13 protein-coding genes, 1 rRNA gene, 1 pseudogene and 1 other annotated feature are annotated in these 13,464 nt (G+C 40.6%); of the genes and pseudogenes, 2 read left to right on the top strand and 13 right to left on the bottom strand.

Annotated features, from left to right (window positions below; translation table 11 throughout):
- Nucleotides 1–10 precede the first annotated feature (10 nt).
- The 12 genes from rrf to AKA01nite_RS04550 all read right to left on the bottom strand — a co-directional run bounded on the left by rrf (nucleotide 11) and on the right by AKA01nite_RS04550 (nucleotide 8,738).
- A 5S ribosomal RNA gene (gene rrf / locus AKA01nite_RS04600) occupies nucleotides 11–126 on the bottom strand.
- 136 nt (nucleotides 127–262) lie between these two features.
- On the bottom strand, nucleotides 263–790 hold the full coding sequence (msrA, locus tag AKA01nite_RS04595) for a peptide-methionine (S)-S-oxide reductase MsrA (protein WP_146924139.1): 528 nt from the start codon (nucleotides 788–790) through the stop codon (nucleotides 263–265).
- Between the two features lie 32 nt (nucleotides 791–822).
- On the bottom strand, nucleotides 823–2,097 hold the full coding sequence (gene serS, locus AKA01nite_RS04590; protein WP_146924138.1) for a serine--tRNA ligase: 1,275 nt from the start codon (nucleotides 2,095–2,097) through the stop codon (nucleotides 823–825).
- 61 nt (nucleotides 2,098–2,158) lie between these two features.
- Nucleotides 2,159–2,385 (bottom strand) — a binding site (T-box leader).
- A 59-nt stretch (nucleotides 2,386–2,444) separates the two neighbouring features.
- Nucleotides 2,445–3,767: a serine hydrolase gene (locus tag AKA01nite_RS04585; RefSeq protein ID WP_146924137.1), complete on the bottom strand. Its 1,323-nt coding sequence runs from the start codon at nucleotides 3,765–3,767 to the stop codon at nucleotides 2,445–2,447.
- Between the two features lie 248 nt (nucleotides 3,768–4,015).
- Complete coding sequence (locus tag AKA01nite_RS09285; RefSeq protein ID WP_186805093.1) at nucleotides 4,016–4,186, bottom strand: hypothetical protein; 171 nt, start codon at nucleotides 4,184–4,186, stop codon at nucleotides 4,016–4,018.
- Between the two features lie 124 nt (nucleotides 4,187–4,310).
- A complete protein-coding gene (locus tag AKA01nite_RS04580; protein ID WP_146924136.1) occupies nucleotides 4,311–5,432 on the bottom strand; it encodes a sensor histidine kinase in 1,122 nt (373 codons plus the stop codon).
- An 11-nt stretch (nucleotides 5,433–5,443) separates the two neighbouring features.
- On the bottom strand, nucleotides 5,444–6,130 hold the full coding sequence (locus AKA01nite_RS04575) for a response regulator transcription factor (RefSeq protein WP_146924135.1): 687 nt from the start codon (nucleotides 6,128–6,130) through the stop codon (nucleotides 5,444–5,446).
- Between the two features lie 222 nt (nucleotides 6,131–6,352).
- A complete protein-coding gene (gene srtD, locus AKA01nite_RS04570; RefSeq protein WP_246116987.1) occupies nucleotides 6,353–6,946 on the bottom strand; it encodes a class D sortase, LPxTATN-specific in 594 nt (197 codons plus the stop codon).
- Nucleotides 6,947–7,093: 147 nt separating this feature from the next.
- On the bottom strand, nucleotides 7,094–7,399 hold the full coding sequence (gene yidD / locus AKA01nite_RS04565; protein WP_146924134.1) for a membrane protein insertion efficiency factor YidD: 306 nt from the start codon (nucleotides 7,397–7,399) through the stop codon (nucleotides 7,094–7,096).
- A 197-nt stretch (nucleotides 7,400–7,596) separates the two neighbouring features.
- On the bottom strand, nucleotides 7,597–7,821 hold the full coding sequence (locus AKA01nite_RS04560) for a DUF2922 domain-containing protein (protein WP_222592482.1): 225 nt from the start codon (nucleotides 7,819–7,821) through the stop codon (nucleotides 7,597–7,599).
- Nucleotides 7,822–7,853: 32 nt separating this feature from the next.
- Nucleotides 7,854–8,057 (bottom strand): DUF1659 domain-containing protein, encoded by a 204-nt coding sequence (locus tag AKA01nite_RS04555; protein ID WP_146924133.1) that lies wholly within the window; start codon nucleotides 8,055–8,057, stop codon nucleotides 7,854–7,856.
- A 99-nt stretch (nucleotides 8,058–8,156) separates the two neighbouring features.
- Nucleotides 8,157–8,738, bottom strand: coding sequence for a DNA-3-methyladenine glycosylase I (locus AKA01nite_RS04550; protein WP_146924132.1), 582 nt, complete (start codon nucleotides 8,736–8,738; stop codon nucleotides 8,157–8,159).
- Between the two features lie 477 nt (nucleotides 8,739–9,215).
- On the opposite strand from AKA01nite_RS04550, the gene AKA01nite_RS04545 reads away from it, so the two are divergent.
- Nucleotides 9,216–10,424 (top strand): quaternary amine ABC transporter ATP-binding protein, encoded by a 1,209-nt coding sequence (locus AKA01nite_RS04545; protein ID WP_146924131.1) that lies wholly within the window; start codon nucleotides 9,216–9,218, stop codon nucleotides 10,422–10,424.
- A pseudogene (locus AKA01nite_RS09430) lies at nucleotides 10,414–12,187 on the top strand (ABC transporter permease/substrate binding protein). Before AKA01nite_RS04545 ends, AKA01nite_RS09430 begins: the two are co-directional and overlap by 11 nt.
- Nucleotides 12,188–12,251: 64 nt before the next feature.
- Here AKA01nite_RS09430 and AKA01nite_RS04530 read toward each other — a convergent pair.
- The gene (locus tag AKA01nite_RS04530; RefSeq protein WP_146924129.1) at nucleotides 12,252–13,427 is read right to left on the bottom strand and encodes a cation:proton antiporter; all 1,176 of its coding nucleotides are present in this window, start codon (nucleotides 13,425–13,427) and stop codon (nucleotides 12,252–12,254) included.
- Nucleotides 13,428–13,464 lie beyond the last annotated feature (37 nt).

Raw genomic sequence — 13,464 nt, 5'->3', positions numbered from 1 at the left:
GTATTATTCCGCATAGCAATGTCCTGCTTTCACAAAGGGAAACCCTTCACTATCCTCGGCGCTGAGAAGCTTAACGGCTGTGTTCGAAATGGGAACAGGTGGATCCTTCTCGCCATGACCACTACACAAAATAATTCCATGCGTTTCAGCAATTGCTGAAGCAACTCTTACATCTTACAAAATCCTTCCTTCTTTGTCAACTAGTTTTTTTACATTCTTTTAAAAAATCGACAAAGAAGGATATGGATTTGTGTTTGTTTAATTAATTTCCCCAATTTTCACTTATAAACCCGGCTCTTCCTGACCCAATACTATACCTTTTATAATGAGCAGCATTTTTCTTGTAATAGTCTTGGTGATATTCTTCAGCTGGGTAGAATGGTTTGGCCTCTTCAATTTGCGTAACGATCGGTTCACTGAATTTTCCGCTGTTTTCCAATTCTTTTTTCGATTCTTCTGCTACTTGCTTTTGATGTTCATTCACGAAAAAAATAACCGGTCTATACGAGTCTCCTCTGTCGGCAAACTGCCCGCCCGCATCGGTTGGATCGGTTTGTCTCCAGTAAATGTCAACAAGTTCCTTGTAAGTTATCTTATCTGGATCATATATAATCTCGACAGCTTCTGTGTGACCTGTTTCCCCTGAAGTGACTTGACGGTATGTTGGATTTTCCACATGTCCGCCAGTATAGCCTGAAGTGATCGAGATAATTCCAGGCAATGTATCAAAAGGGTGAACCATGCACCAAAAACATCCACCGGCAAAAATTGCTCTTTGTTCATTAGCCATCTTCATCCTCCTTTAGTGGTCTTTCATCATTTTCAGCGAATCTCTGTAACGCCACCCATGTATGGTACAAGAGCTTCGGGTATCTTTATGCTCCCATCGGCCTGCTGGTAATTTTCCATGATCGCCGCTACTGTTCGCCCAACAGCCAGACCTGAACCATTCAGGGTGTGTACATATTCTATCTTACCATCTGATTCTTTTCTATACCTAATCATAGCTCTTCGCGCCTGGAAGTCTTCAGTATTTGAACACGAACTGATTTCTCTATACGTGTTTTGCGCAGGTATCCAGACTTCCAAATCATAGGTTTTTGCTGCTGCAAAACCTGTATCTCCTGTAGAAAGGAGCACTACCCGGTAAGGCAGCTCCAGTGTTTGAAGGATTGCTTCCGCATTGTTTGTCATTTTTTCAAGTTCGTCATAAGAATTTTCAGGTTTAGAGAATTTCACCATTTCAACTTTATTGAATTGATGCAGACGGATAAGTCCACGCGTATCTCTTCCCGCACTTCCAGCTTCCGAACGGAAAGACGGCGACAAGGCGGTATAATATTTAGGCAAGTCTTTTTCTTCAAGGATTTCTTTTTGATGATAATTCGTCAAAGGAACTTCCGCTGTTGGAATCAGTGTAAGCGGGTGGTTCTTTATCTGGAACACATCTTCTTTGAACTTAGGAAACTGCCCTGTTCCGTACAGCGCCTCATCATTTGCCAGATAAGGGGGAATGATTTCTTCATAGCCGTGTTCGGTAGTATGCATATCAAGCATGAAGTTATATAAGGCTCTTTCTAATCGCGCACCTAACCCCTTGTAGTAAAGGAAGCGGCTGCGGGCAACTTTTGCACCACGTTCAAAATCAAGGATACCTAAATCAGTTCCCAAATCCCAGTGCGGCTGCGGTTCAAAATCAAAGGTTACCGGCTCTCCCCACTTTCGCACTAAAACATTCGACGCTTCATCTTCACCCACGGGGAGTGACGGGTGGGGAAGATTAGGTAAGCCGGCAGCTATATTATCGATCTGTTCTTTCAGCTGTTCCAACTCGCTGTCAATTGCTTTTATATCTTCCCCCACTTTTTTCATTTCTGCTATGACATCTGTGGCGTCCTCTTTATTTCTTTTCTTTTCTGCGATCTGAGAAGAAACGTCATTTCTATATTTCTTCAATTTCTCTGACTCTTGTATCAGTTCTCTTCTTTTCTCATCTAAATCTTTTAACTCGTTTAATTCTTCGCCTTTTACCCCGCGGGTCTGCAGACGCTCTTTTACGTCTTCAAAGTCATTTCTAATACGTTTGATGTCCAGCATGTTTTCTCCTTCTTTCTTGTTTTTATTTTTGCGGATAAAAAAAGCAGCCCTCTGCCCCAAAGTTAGGGACGAAAGGACTGCTTCTCGCGGTACCACCCTGATTCAGAAAAATGATTTATCATTTTTCTGCGCTCTCAGGTCTAACGGTCCCAACCGAAATAATTTAGGCAGTTTTGCTTCATTATTTAATACCGAACGATGGATTCCAGGATAAACAAGTTCAGTTTTCACCATCCACTGACTCTCTAGGCTTGAATCTTCCTGTACTATTTCGTTCATTTTCATTTATTTATCTTTGTGTCCATTTTACCTTACTTTATTCTTCGAGGTCAATACTTATGACTGTATTAAAAGCGATCTTTAAGGCTACCGAAGAAGTCTTTGACAATATTTAAGACGACTGTGAAGAAACCTGCCCGTTCAATAGTCTCTGCAGCCGCTACTGGAATCGACTCTTTAACGTCTGAATCTATGAAGTCGATATTTTCCTGATCCTCTAAAACCAGTTCACCTACTATAGCTCCCGTTTCAACAGGTGCTTCTATCTCACCTTTTTCATTTAAGAGTTCTTCATTCGGTTCAAATGTATAACCGACAGCTTCATCGTCTTCCTGTTTCGGCACATAATAGGCTAACGTTTCCGTTGTCTTCAGCGTCACCTTTTCTTCTGCGCCATTTTTAACAGGAAGAGCATCAGCGTCATCCAGCGTAACATCCTGTTCGACAAGCGTAGTATAGTTCCACTCGTCAAAGCCATAATCCAAAAGTTTGCCCGTTTCTACAAAACGCTGCGAACGTTCAGTAAAGCCATCGCCTGCTCCCATAACGACTGATATCAACCGCTGGTCATCACGTTTGGCTGTTCCGGTAAAAGTGGCCCCGGCAAAATCAGTCGTTCCTGTCTTCAAGCCATCGACACCTTCACGTTCATTAGGCAATCCTTTAAGCATCCAGTTCCAGTTTCTCATGGAAATAGCATCCTGCGTTCCTTCTCTGAATATCTTCTCAGGAACACTCGATGTTTCAAGCACTTCTGGATAATCTTCCAGCAATTTCATCGCAACTTTGGCAATACCTTTAGCCGACATCACGTTTTCAGCATCCTCATCACTATCTGGATAATGATTGCCATTTAAATAACTGTTATTCAAGCCAGTCGTATTGTAAATCTCGTAATCTTTGATCCCAAACGAATCTGCCAGCGTCCGCATCCGATCGACGAAAGCAGATTCTGAACCTTCTATCTTTTCAGCCAATGCGATTGTAGCACCATTAGCTGAGTATATAGCTAACGCCTCATACAACTCTTCTACAGTATAGGTTTCACCTGCACGCAAAGGGACGTTTGACAAAGCATAGTTCTGACTGATTTCATGTGCATAATCACTGATCGTCACTTCTGAATCCCAATCCAGATTACCGGCTTCGATTTCCTGGAACAATATATACTCGACAAGCATTTTCGTCATAGAAGCAATGCCTTTTGCTTCATCAGCATCTTCTTCATGCAATATCTGTCCTGTTTTATAGTCAATGAGAAGCGAGGCATCCGCTTCGATTTTTACGTCATGTTCGCTCGCATACGCAGCACTACCTGTCATTAATACGGGGAAAGCCAAAGAAGCGCTTAAGGCCACTTTAAGCAGTTTAGTCAATTTTGATTTTATCATTTTGGATAACTCCTATATCAGTTTCTAGTATTCATTTAATAGTTGTGTACAGCGTTTTTCATCTGTTTAATAACATTACTTATAGTACGCTACACCCTGTAAAAACACAACCACCTTCATGGAGTTTTCATATTTTTGATACTGTCTTGTCATCCAGCCTGAATGATTTAAAACGAAAAAACACAGCAAGTTTTATACTCGCCGTGTTTTATTCAAGATGTCCATATTTTAAATCAACTGGAGAAATTTTATTTCGTTTCGAGTTGTCTATTTGCGATATCTTTCAAATTCGATTCTTCTTCTTCGCTTATATCCCCGTTCTCTCTTGAACGCCTGAACTGTTTCATCAGATCCTTAACTTCTTCTTCTGTATTTGCATTGATGATCCGCTCTCTGAAAACATCAAAGGTTACACTCATTGAAAAAGCCTCCTTTAGAATTCTTGATTGCTATCTATAACTCCACTTTAAAAGAACACCAGCCCGTTTTCAACTCATACACCTTTTCGACTACCAAAGATAGGCTGCTATAAATAACTGGCTTTCAAGCTTTTTCCATCGGCAGCAGCACATCAAAGATAGTCCAACCGTTTTCAACGCGTGCAGTGATTTTCCCATTATGCAGCTCCACAATACTCTGAGCAATTGCCAGACCCAGACCTGTTCCTGATGTTTCCTGGGAGCGGGAGGTTTCTGCTCTGTAAAAACGTTCGAACAACTGATTTAAAGCTTCTTTTGTCAAGGTTGCTCCATCATTTTTAACCGAAACACTTAACTCATTTCTCTGTTCTTTAACGCTGATCAGGATATGTTCGCCATTTTTCCCATATTTCAGCGCATTCGAAAGCAAATTATGGAAAACCCGGACGATTTTTTCCGTGTCGGCACGCATGATCATCTGTTTTTTTTCAGAAGTGATATGAATACTCTTTCCTTTTTTCTCAGCTTCCAGTTCGAAGTCGATTGCCACCTGTTCAAGCAGCTGTACCATATCAAAAGTAACGTAATCCAGTGGTACTGTCGTCTGTCTGACAGTTGTATATTCAAATAGATCATCCACTAGCGCTTTCATTTGCTTGGCTTTTTCATAGGCCGTGTGAACGTATTTTTTCGCCTGCTTTTCAGATTCATACCGATCTTCTTCTATTAAACCCAAGTACCCTATGATGGATGTCAGTGGTGTCCTGATATCATGACTGACATTAGTGATAAGTTCATCTTTGCTTTGTTCAATGCGTCTTTCTTCCTCCATCGCCATAATAGTCGAATCGACCAGCATATGAATACTCTCTACGACTTTCCCAATATCGCCACTGTAAGATCCACGAATACGGTGATCGTAATTCCCTAGAGCAATATAGTGCAGTTCTTTGATGATATGCTTGAGTTCGTATTGACGATAACGCCTCTTCAGACGCCAATATATAGCAACGCCCGCTATAATAGTCAGAAACAAAAACACCAGGGGAGTCAGACCCCACAGCTCCTGATTGCTTATATCGTCCAAAACATCACCGAAAAACCATACATCACTGACGATATCCTTAAAGGTCGTAACAAACCAGCGGAAAATCTCGTATACCGCAAAGTAGCAGAGAAAAATGATCCCGGCTGTGACAACAGCTTCAAAAGCGAGACGCCATTTTTCTTTTTTCGTAAGTTTCAACGTGATCCCCCTTAAGAGTTTTCTATTTTATATCCCACGCCCCATACCGTTTTCACGATATTCTCTCCGCCAGTGGCTTTTTCTATTTTATCTCTTAAATGGCTGACATGGACCATTACTGTCTTGGACGGAACAAGACTTTCCTGCTTCCATACTTTTTCAAAAATATCATCTGCACTGAACACACGCCCCAGATTAGTAGCAAGCAAATACAATATCCCAAACTCCAAAGCAGTTAGTTGAATCGCTGTCCCGTCGATCGTTTCTACTTGATGATGATCTTTACGAATGATCAGCGATCCGATTTCAAGCTCTCCAGATTCATTCTGACCGGTTCCGTAAGTGCTTCTTCTGATCAATGACTTCACTCTTGCCAAAACTTCAAGCGGGTTAAAGGGCTTGACAACATAATCATCAGCCCCATTGGTCAAGCCGCGAATTTTATCGATATCCGCCGTTTTCGCGCTCAACATCAGTACAGGTAATGAAGAAATTTTTCTTATCTCTTTAACAACTTCCAAGCCGCTTTTTTTCGGCATCATGACGTCAAGTATCAGACAATCGATATCGAGTTTCTGTACTTTATCAATCACTTCCTGCCCGTCGTGTGCTTTTTCAACTTCATAACCTTCGTTATTTATATAAATTTTAAGGAGGTCACAAATCTCTTTATCATCATCCGCGACTAAAATACGCATTTTTACACCTCTCCTAACTTTATTCTTCTACATTTTATCATTTATCTTAGCTGATTAAGCTAAAGTTTTTATAAAGAAAGTGACTTCTATTTTACTTTGCCGATCAGATAGCATTATTTTTAACCCCTGCTTTCAGAAAAAGAAGCCAGGACAAAGCCCCAGCCTCTTTTTCTGATTCTTGTATTTAAATCGTGCTTCATGAGCAATCCTGCCCTTTACTTTTCAGCTTACTTTTGGATAAGCGTAAAATACAAATCTTTCCGGAGCGCTGCCTAAATAATCGAAGGGGTAACAGGTTGAAACCACAAGTACCTCTTCCCCCATCTTGCCTACGACGGTTGTATCGTCTGCATCGACGATTTCTGTTTCTTTGATTTCGTACGTATAATCTCCATAAGGCATTTCTACTACGAATGTGTCACCTAATTCCAGCTCTGCAAAATTTTTGAATACTGTGTCCCGGTGTCCTGAAAAGACGATCTGTTCTCCCTGACCCGGTAAAACTGTACTGGACATGTGCCCTACCCCCTGGTGCAAGGCTTCAGGGTCAGTCCCCTCCACTACACCGATACTCCTGTCCAGTTTAGGGACATGTAAAATGCCAAAAGCTTCATACATTTCTGGAGAGAAATTCAGTATATCCTCTTCAGTCTGAGGTGCATTGTCATCTTCGCGCAGCATTTGAATAGCTGTTTCTGCTTCTTCTATTGTAACGGACTGCGTTTGATTTTGATCATACAAGGAATAGCCGAACCATCCAAGAAAAGCCAGGCCGACAATAATAAAGAGATTAGCTAGCGCTTTCATTTTATCCATCCATTCATCGTTTATTTTACAAGAAAAGGACGTCTTATTGTTTTCCTGTTCTTTTATAGTACCTTATTTTTATTTATTTATAAAGCAGGAATCAGCTTTATTTATTTAATTTTTTTGAAGATAAGATACCATTTTAGCGCCTGCCTATCATTTACTTCCATCTTTTCCTTTGCTTTTCACTGTCATACCTGAACCCAAATAAACATCATTTTTGGTGTCGGGATTTCTTTTCACTGTAAAATGATCTGGAACTTTATCCACGCCACCTTTAAAAAATGGATTGCATCTTAAAATCCTTGATGCCGACATGACGGTTCCTTTCATAGCTCCGTGTTTTTCCAGGGCTTCTACTGTGTAGTGAGAGCATGTGGGATAGTACCGGCAACTTGGCGGGAACAAGGGGGAGATGAGTTTTTGATAAAATTTAACGAGTGCTAATAATAGAGTTTTCACGACATTGTCTCCTTTGTTTTTTTGGCTTTATCAGTATATCAAAAACACTTACTTTTTGAAAGCTTTTCTAGTGTGATCCACACTAGAAAAGCTTCTCTTTCTTCATCGATGTATTGTTCCACTTATTTTTCTCCTGTTTCTGATATTTCAACGTTAAAAAAGCCGCCTCGAACCTGAGACGGCTTTTGATCAGTATATTAAACTTCTTCGATAATATTTTCCACTGTACGCGTAACGTAACGTGCATCTTTTATTGCAGCAAATTGTTTGATTCCTTCTACTTCAAACATGTCCTGATTGATGATTTCTTCCATTGCGGCCTGTGCAATCATTGGATCAAGGCCTTCGACCGGCTGATCGACCCCGATAACCTTTGTTTTACCTTCAGCAGATTTAAAGCGCAGTTCTAATTTTTTCACCATGTATTTTCCTCCTTTTATTTTTTGAATTTTTATCAAAGTGTGTAGCGATATTCTTCAATCACAGCAGCATATGATACAGGTAATTCGTTCACTTTGCTCAGTGCTTGAGTAAAGGCTGCAACCTGCTCATTAGTCAATGTCTGAACTGCACCATTGAAACGTCGGCGAATGTACTTTTCATTTGCAGCATCTTCCAGAAATATATCTACTTTACTTCCATCCCATTCTTTTTGCATTGTGTTTCCTCCTCTGTTTTTTTGTAAGGTGATCACTGCTTACACCCTTAATAACGAAACAGAGTCTCAAAGTGTTACCTTTTTTAATTATTCGTGACATTACCTGGCTTCTTTTTCATTTTTGACTGCTTCATAACAGAAACAGTCCCTTATATGGTCATTGACCATTCCGCTCGCCTGCATGAAAGCATAACAGATGGTAGGCCCTACAAATTTGAATCCGTCTTTTTTCAACTGTTTGCTCATTTGCTGACTTCTTCCCGTTTGTGATGGAACCTCTGAGCTATCGCTCCAGGTATTTTGTATAGGCTGCCCCCCTACAAACTGCCACAAATACTCTGAAAATGAACGACCACTTCCAGTAATTTTTAAATATGCTTGAGCGTTCGACACCACAGATCTGATTTTCAATTTATTTCGTATGATGTTTGTATTCTTTAATAACGTTTGAATTTTCTCTTCATTATATACGCTTATTTTACAGGGATTGAAGTTATCAAATGCTTCGCGGTAACTCTCTCGCTTTTTAAGTACTGTCAGCCAACTTAATCCTGCTTGTGCACCCTCGAGACACAATAATTCAAAAAGTTTCTGATCATTATACAGCGGTCTTCCCCATTCTTTGTCATGATATTCCTTATATTCTTTATTATCTGTGACCCAATCACATCGTTTAGGCATATTTTCATCCTTTCTCCATTTTAGAAATGATTTTTGCGGCAAAAGAAGAAGTTAATGAGACATATAAACGTCTGCCTGCATTATACTCCAAACGATCAATAGACAAACAGAAATAACTAATTCCTTGTCGTTGCATTTTACATAAACACAGCGAAACGTGTTTTCACTATATGTTTTCCAGCCATCTTTCGCTCACAAACAGTGATGATAAAAGCGTTTTATTACTGTTTTATCATTTTTTAATCAAATTGTTAGAATACTACCATCAAAGCCATAGCAACCGCTTACATATTTAAAAAAGCCGCCACTGCAGGGCTGTTTGTTTTACTGTAGGACAGATGCTTGTTATAATTAATGTTGTGTGAACAACCGGGAAAACTGTCATTTTCACTTATTTTCTAATGTTTCATATTAGCAAGACACTTTTCTGTCTTGTTTTGTACGAAAAAAATATATTTATAAGGAGGCTGTAAACCTTTGGCAACTAAAGTTGAAGTTCAAAATTTAGTTAAAATATTTGGTAAAAAAGAAAAACAAGCTTTAGATTTAGTCAATAAAGGTCTTTCGAAGGAAGAGATCCTTAAAAAGACTGGCGCCACAGTGGGAGTCAATAAGGCTAATTTTAAAGTGGAAGAAGGCGAGATCTTTGTTATCATGGGGCTTTCGGGTAGTGGTAAATCAACGCTTGTACGTATGCTCAACCGCCTGATCGAACCAACCAAAGGAAGCATACTGATCGACGGGGAAAATATTTCAGATATGAATAATGAAGACCTGCGTCGTGTCCGTCGAGAGAAAATATCTATGGTGTTTCAGAACTTTGGATTGTTCCCGCACCGTACGATTTTGGAAAATACAGAATATGGTCTGGAAGTCCAGGGCGTAGATAAAGAAACGCGACAGAAAAAGGCTGAAGCCGCATTGGATAATGCCGGTCTTCTTCCTTACAAGGATCAAAAGCCCAACCAATTGTCCGGTGGGATGCAGCAACGTGTTGGTTTGGCCCGTGCGCTTGCAAATGATCCTGAAATACTTTTAATGGATGAAGCATTTTCGGCACTTGATCCTTTGATCCGCCGAGATATGCAGGATGAATTGATGCAGATGCAGGATTCAATGCAAAAAACGATCATCTTCATTACACACGATTTAAACGAGTCGCTGCGACTGGGTGATCGTATAGCAATCATGAAAGACGGTGAAGTCGTTCAAGTCGGAACTGGAGAGGAAATCCTTACAAATCCAGCCAATGAATACGTTGAACGTTTCGTTGAAGATGTGGACCGCTCTAAAGTACTGACAGCGGAAAATATCATGATCCGTCCTCAAACACTGCGTGCTAACAAACAAGGGCCGAGAGTTGCTGCTCAGCAAATGAAAACTGAAGGCCTCTCAAGCATGCTGGTCATTGATAATAAGCAGCAGTTACAAGGGTACGTTACTGATGAAGATGTCCTTGCAGCAGTAAAATCAAACATTAGAAATTTTGATAGTATACTACGCACAGATATCCCGAAAGTTTCCAAAGACACATTGATATATGATCTCTATGATATCATTCATAACACAGATACACCTGTAGCCGTTGTGGATGAAAACAATAAATTAGAAGGTATCGTTATCCGCAGTCTCGTTATAGGTGCCTTAGCTAAGGAAAGAGAGGAGGAATCCGAGAATGGAGAATAGTATTTTAGATATCATTCCTGAAATTCCAGTAGCCGAATGGATGGCTAATTTTATCGATTGGCTGACTGACAACCTTTCCTGGCTGTTCGATGCTCTTCGCGATGGCGGAGACGCCGTCATGGATACAATGACCGAATTATTACTGGTCGTGCCACCTATTGTTTTTATAGTTATCCTGACAGCCATAGCGTTCTTTGCAAGCGGCAAAAAATGGGGGCTGCCTACATTCACTATTCTGGGTTTGATTTATATATTCAACCAGGGACTTTGGGAGCCTTTGATGTACACTCTTACATTGGTCATTGTTGCCAGCCTGCTCTCCATTGTAATTGGAGTCCCAGTGGGTATATTAATGGCTAAGAGTGAAGTGGCCAACTTTATCATTACACCTATATTAGACTTTATGCAGACGATGCCGGCTTTTGTTTACTTGATACCGGCCGTGGCTTTCTTTGGTATAGGGATGGTGCCGGGTGTTTTCTCAGCGGTCATCTTCGCTCTGCCACCGACCGTTCGTTTTACCAACTTAGGTATCAGACAAGTTTCAGATGAAATGGTTGAAGCTGCCCAATCTTTTGGTAGTACAGCTTCTCAGCAACTCTTTAAAGTTGAATTACCGTTAGCTAAAGCAACGATCATGGCTGGCATCAACCAGACTGTCCTGCTTGCTTTGTCGATGGTCGTTATTGCGTCAATGATCGGAGCGCCTGGTTTAGGTGAACGCGTCATCAATGCCTTGCAGCGTGCACAAGTTGGTCCTGGTTTTGTAGCAGGATTCGCATTGGTCGTCTTGGCGATTATTTTAGACAGAACCTTACAAGGATTTAACAAAGAGTAAGACTCAAATAAATTTAAAGGGAGTTTTTATATTGACTAACAATACGTGGAAAAAATTAGGTTTAACTGTCATGTCAGCTTCAGCATTGTTCTTAGCTGCCTGCAGTGATGATTCAAGTGATTCAAACGATTCAGCAGATGGAAATCTAAGTGGTGAAATCGAACTGGCTTATGTTTCATGGGACTCAGAGATTGCTTCAACAAACGTCATCGGTCAAGTTTTAGAAGATGTCGGTTATGATGTTAAACTCACAGCTCTAGACAATGCCATCATGTGGGAAGCAGTAGCCAATGACGAAGCAGACGCAATGGTTTCTGCCTGGTTACCTGGGACACATGCACCACAATACGAAAACTACTCAGATCAGATGGAACGTTTAGGACCAAACCTTGAAGGAGCTAAAATCGGTTTAGTCGTTCCTGAATACATGGACGTGGATTCTATTGCAGATCTGACTGATCAAGCTGATCAGACAATCACAGGTATCGAAGCTGGTGCCGGTGTGGTTGCAGCTGCTGAGCAGGCCTTGGAAGATTACGATAATTTATCTGATTGGGAGATTCAAGCCTCTTCATCTGGAGCAATGGTCACTCAACTAAAAGATGCATATGAAAATGAAGAAGAAATCGTCGTAACTGGCTGGTCTCCGCACTGGAAATTCCAGTCATATGACCTGAAATATCTAGATGATCCACAAGAAGTATTTGGTGGAGAAGAAACAATCGACACATTCGTTCGTGAAGGATTCAAAGATGACATGCCTGAAGCCTACGAGATATTAGACAACTTCCACTGGGAAGCGTCTGACATGGAATCTGTAATGCTGGAAATCCAAGACGGTGCCGATCCTGAAGATGCTGCTGAAAACTGGATCGAAAATAACCAGGACAAAGTATCAGAGTGGACCGAAGGCGTCGTAGAATAAATCATTTATGTCTATACTAAAAAAGCTGAGACGCGTTTTGCGTTTCAGCTTTTTTATTTTATCTTTATCTTGTTTTATGCAACAGGCGGGGAGCTGATGAGTAAATACCTAAGGCTCCTAAAGGGGCTGTCAGTACAATAGATAAGACAGCAAGGGCCAGGATCGTTGCACCCTGTTCCACACCCAGCGCCAAAGGTATCGCACCAATAGCTGCTTGGACGGTTGCTTTAGGGGTATAAGCAATCATACAGAAAATGCGCTCTTTCACTTTCAGCTCACTACCCATGGTAACAAGCCATACTCCTAAACTTCGTGCAACCAATCCTATGATTATAATAGCTACTCCTGAAACCCCCGCATCCAGCGCCTTTGTTACATCGACCTCAGCTCCGACAAGGGCAAAAAGCAGGATCTGGAGGAAGAGCCATAACCCATGCAGTCTTTTTGAAAATCTTTTAGACTGGTCCGGGATTTTTTCCAACAGTAAAAAACCGATCGTCATGACTCCCAGTAAACTCGCTATCCCAGTATAATCCCCCCACTTTACAAAAATAATTGTTAGTGAAAGTAATATAATCAGTTTTTCTATATATTTTTCAGACATTATGCTGAACAAATAGATTAACCCAAAAGCAATCACTGCACCAAGAAATACTCCAGCTAAAATATTAAAAGGAATACTCAACAGATTTTTAAACAGAGACTGATCGACTGACTGAGTTTCCATTCCGACAAAGAAAGTGAAAAAAGTAATAGCGATCACATCATCGATAGATGTTCCGGTTAAAAGTAGTGTAGGGATTTGCTTATCTTCCCCGTACCTTTCTTTCTTCAGTTCAAGCATACTTGGAACAACCACAGCAGGTGATACAGCTGCTATGATAAACCCCAGCATTCCTGCTTCACTCAAAGAAAAACCCAGTAAGTAATAAGCCAACCCCATTACAGTAAAGCCTTCTAGTATACATGGAATAATACTCATTTTAAGAGCAATCAATCCTACTTTTTTGATCTCTTCCTTTTTTATACCTAAACCTGCTCTTAACAGAATAATGATTAAAGCAAACGTGCGAATATCCTGAGACACAAGCAGCAAATCAGAATCTAATACATTAAATACATAAGGTCCCGCCAAAACACCTACCACCAGCATACCGATAAGAGGGGGGAGTTCTAATTTCGCAGCTATTTTTCCACCTAAATAGCCAAGCAACAACACTAATCCTATTCCTGTAAGCATCATTCAGTCTTCTTTCTTTTTAAATTTTCACACTCAA

This window comes from Alkalibacterium kapii (genome assembly GCF_007988865.1).
GTDB lineage: Bacteria > Bacillota > Bacilli > Lactobacillales > Carnobacteriaceae_A > Alkalibacterium > Alkalibacterium kapii.
The sequence above is the reverse complement of the archived record's forward strand: the minus strand, read 5'-3'. Positions and strand labels throughout refer to the sequence as shown.

Excerpts from the sequence above, each read along its gene's own strand:
- AKA01nite_RS04555 (WP_146924133.1), bottom strand. The coding sequence starts at position 8,057 with ATGCAAAAAGAATGGGATGGAAGTAAAGTAGATATATTTCTGGAAGAT.
- AKA01nite_RS09285 (WP_186805093.1), bottom strand. The coding sequence starts at position 4,186 with ATGAGTGTAACCTTTGATGTTTTCAGAGAGCGGATCATCAATGCAAAT.
- serS (WP_146924138.1), bottom strand. The coding sequence starts at position 2,097 with ATGCTGGACATCAAACGTATTAGAAATGACTTTGAAGACGTAAAAGAG.
- AKA01nite_RS04585 (WP_146924137.1), bottom strand. The coding sequence starts at position 3,767 with ATGATAAAATCAAAATTGACTAAACTGCTTAAAGTGGCCTTAAGCGCT.
- AKA01nite_RS04560 (WP_222592482.1), bottom strand. The coding sequence starts at position 7,821 with ATGGTGAAAAAATTAGAACTGCGCTTTAAATCTGCTGAAGGTAAAACA.
- msrA (WP_146924139.1), bottom strand. The coding sequence starts at position 790 with ATGGCTAATGAACAAAGAGCAATTTTTGCCGGTGGATGTTTTTGGTGC.
- AKA01nite_RS04575 (WP_146924135.1), bottom strand. The coding sequence starts at position 6,130 with ATGCGTATTTTAGTCGCGGATGATGATAAAGAGATTTGTGACCTCCTT.
- AKA01nite_RS04530 (WP_146924129.1), bottom strand. The coding sequence starts at position 13,427 with ATGCTTACAGGAATAGGATTAGTGTTGTTGCTTGGCTATTTAGGTGGA.
- srtD (WP_246116987.1), bottom strand. The coding sequence starts at position 6,946 with ATGGATAAAATGAAAGCGCTAGCTAATCTCTTTATTATTGTCGGCCTG.
- AKA01nite_RS04550 (WP_146924132.1), bottom strand. The coding sequence starts at position 8,738 with ATGCCTAAACGATGTGATTGGGTCACAGATAATAAAGAATATAAGGAA.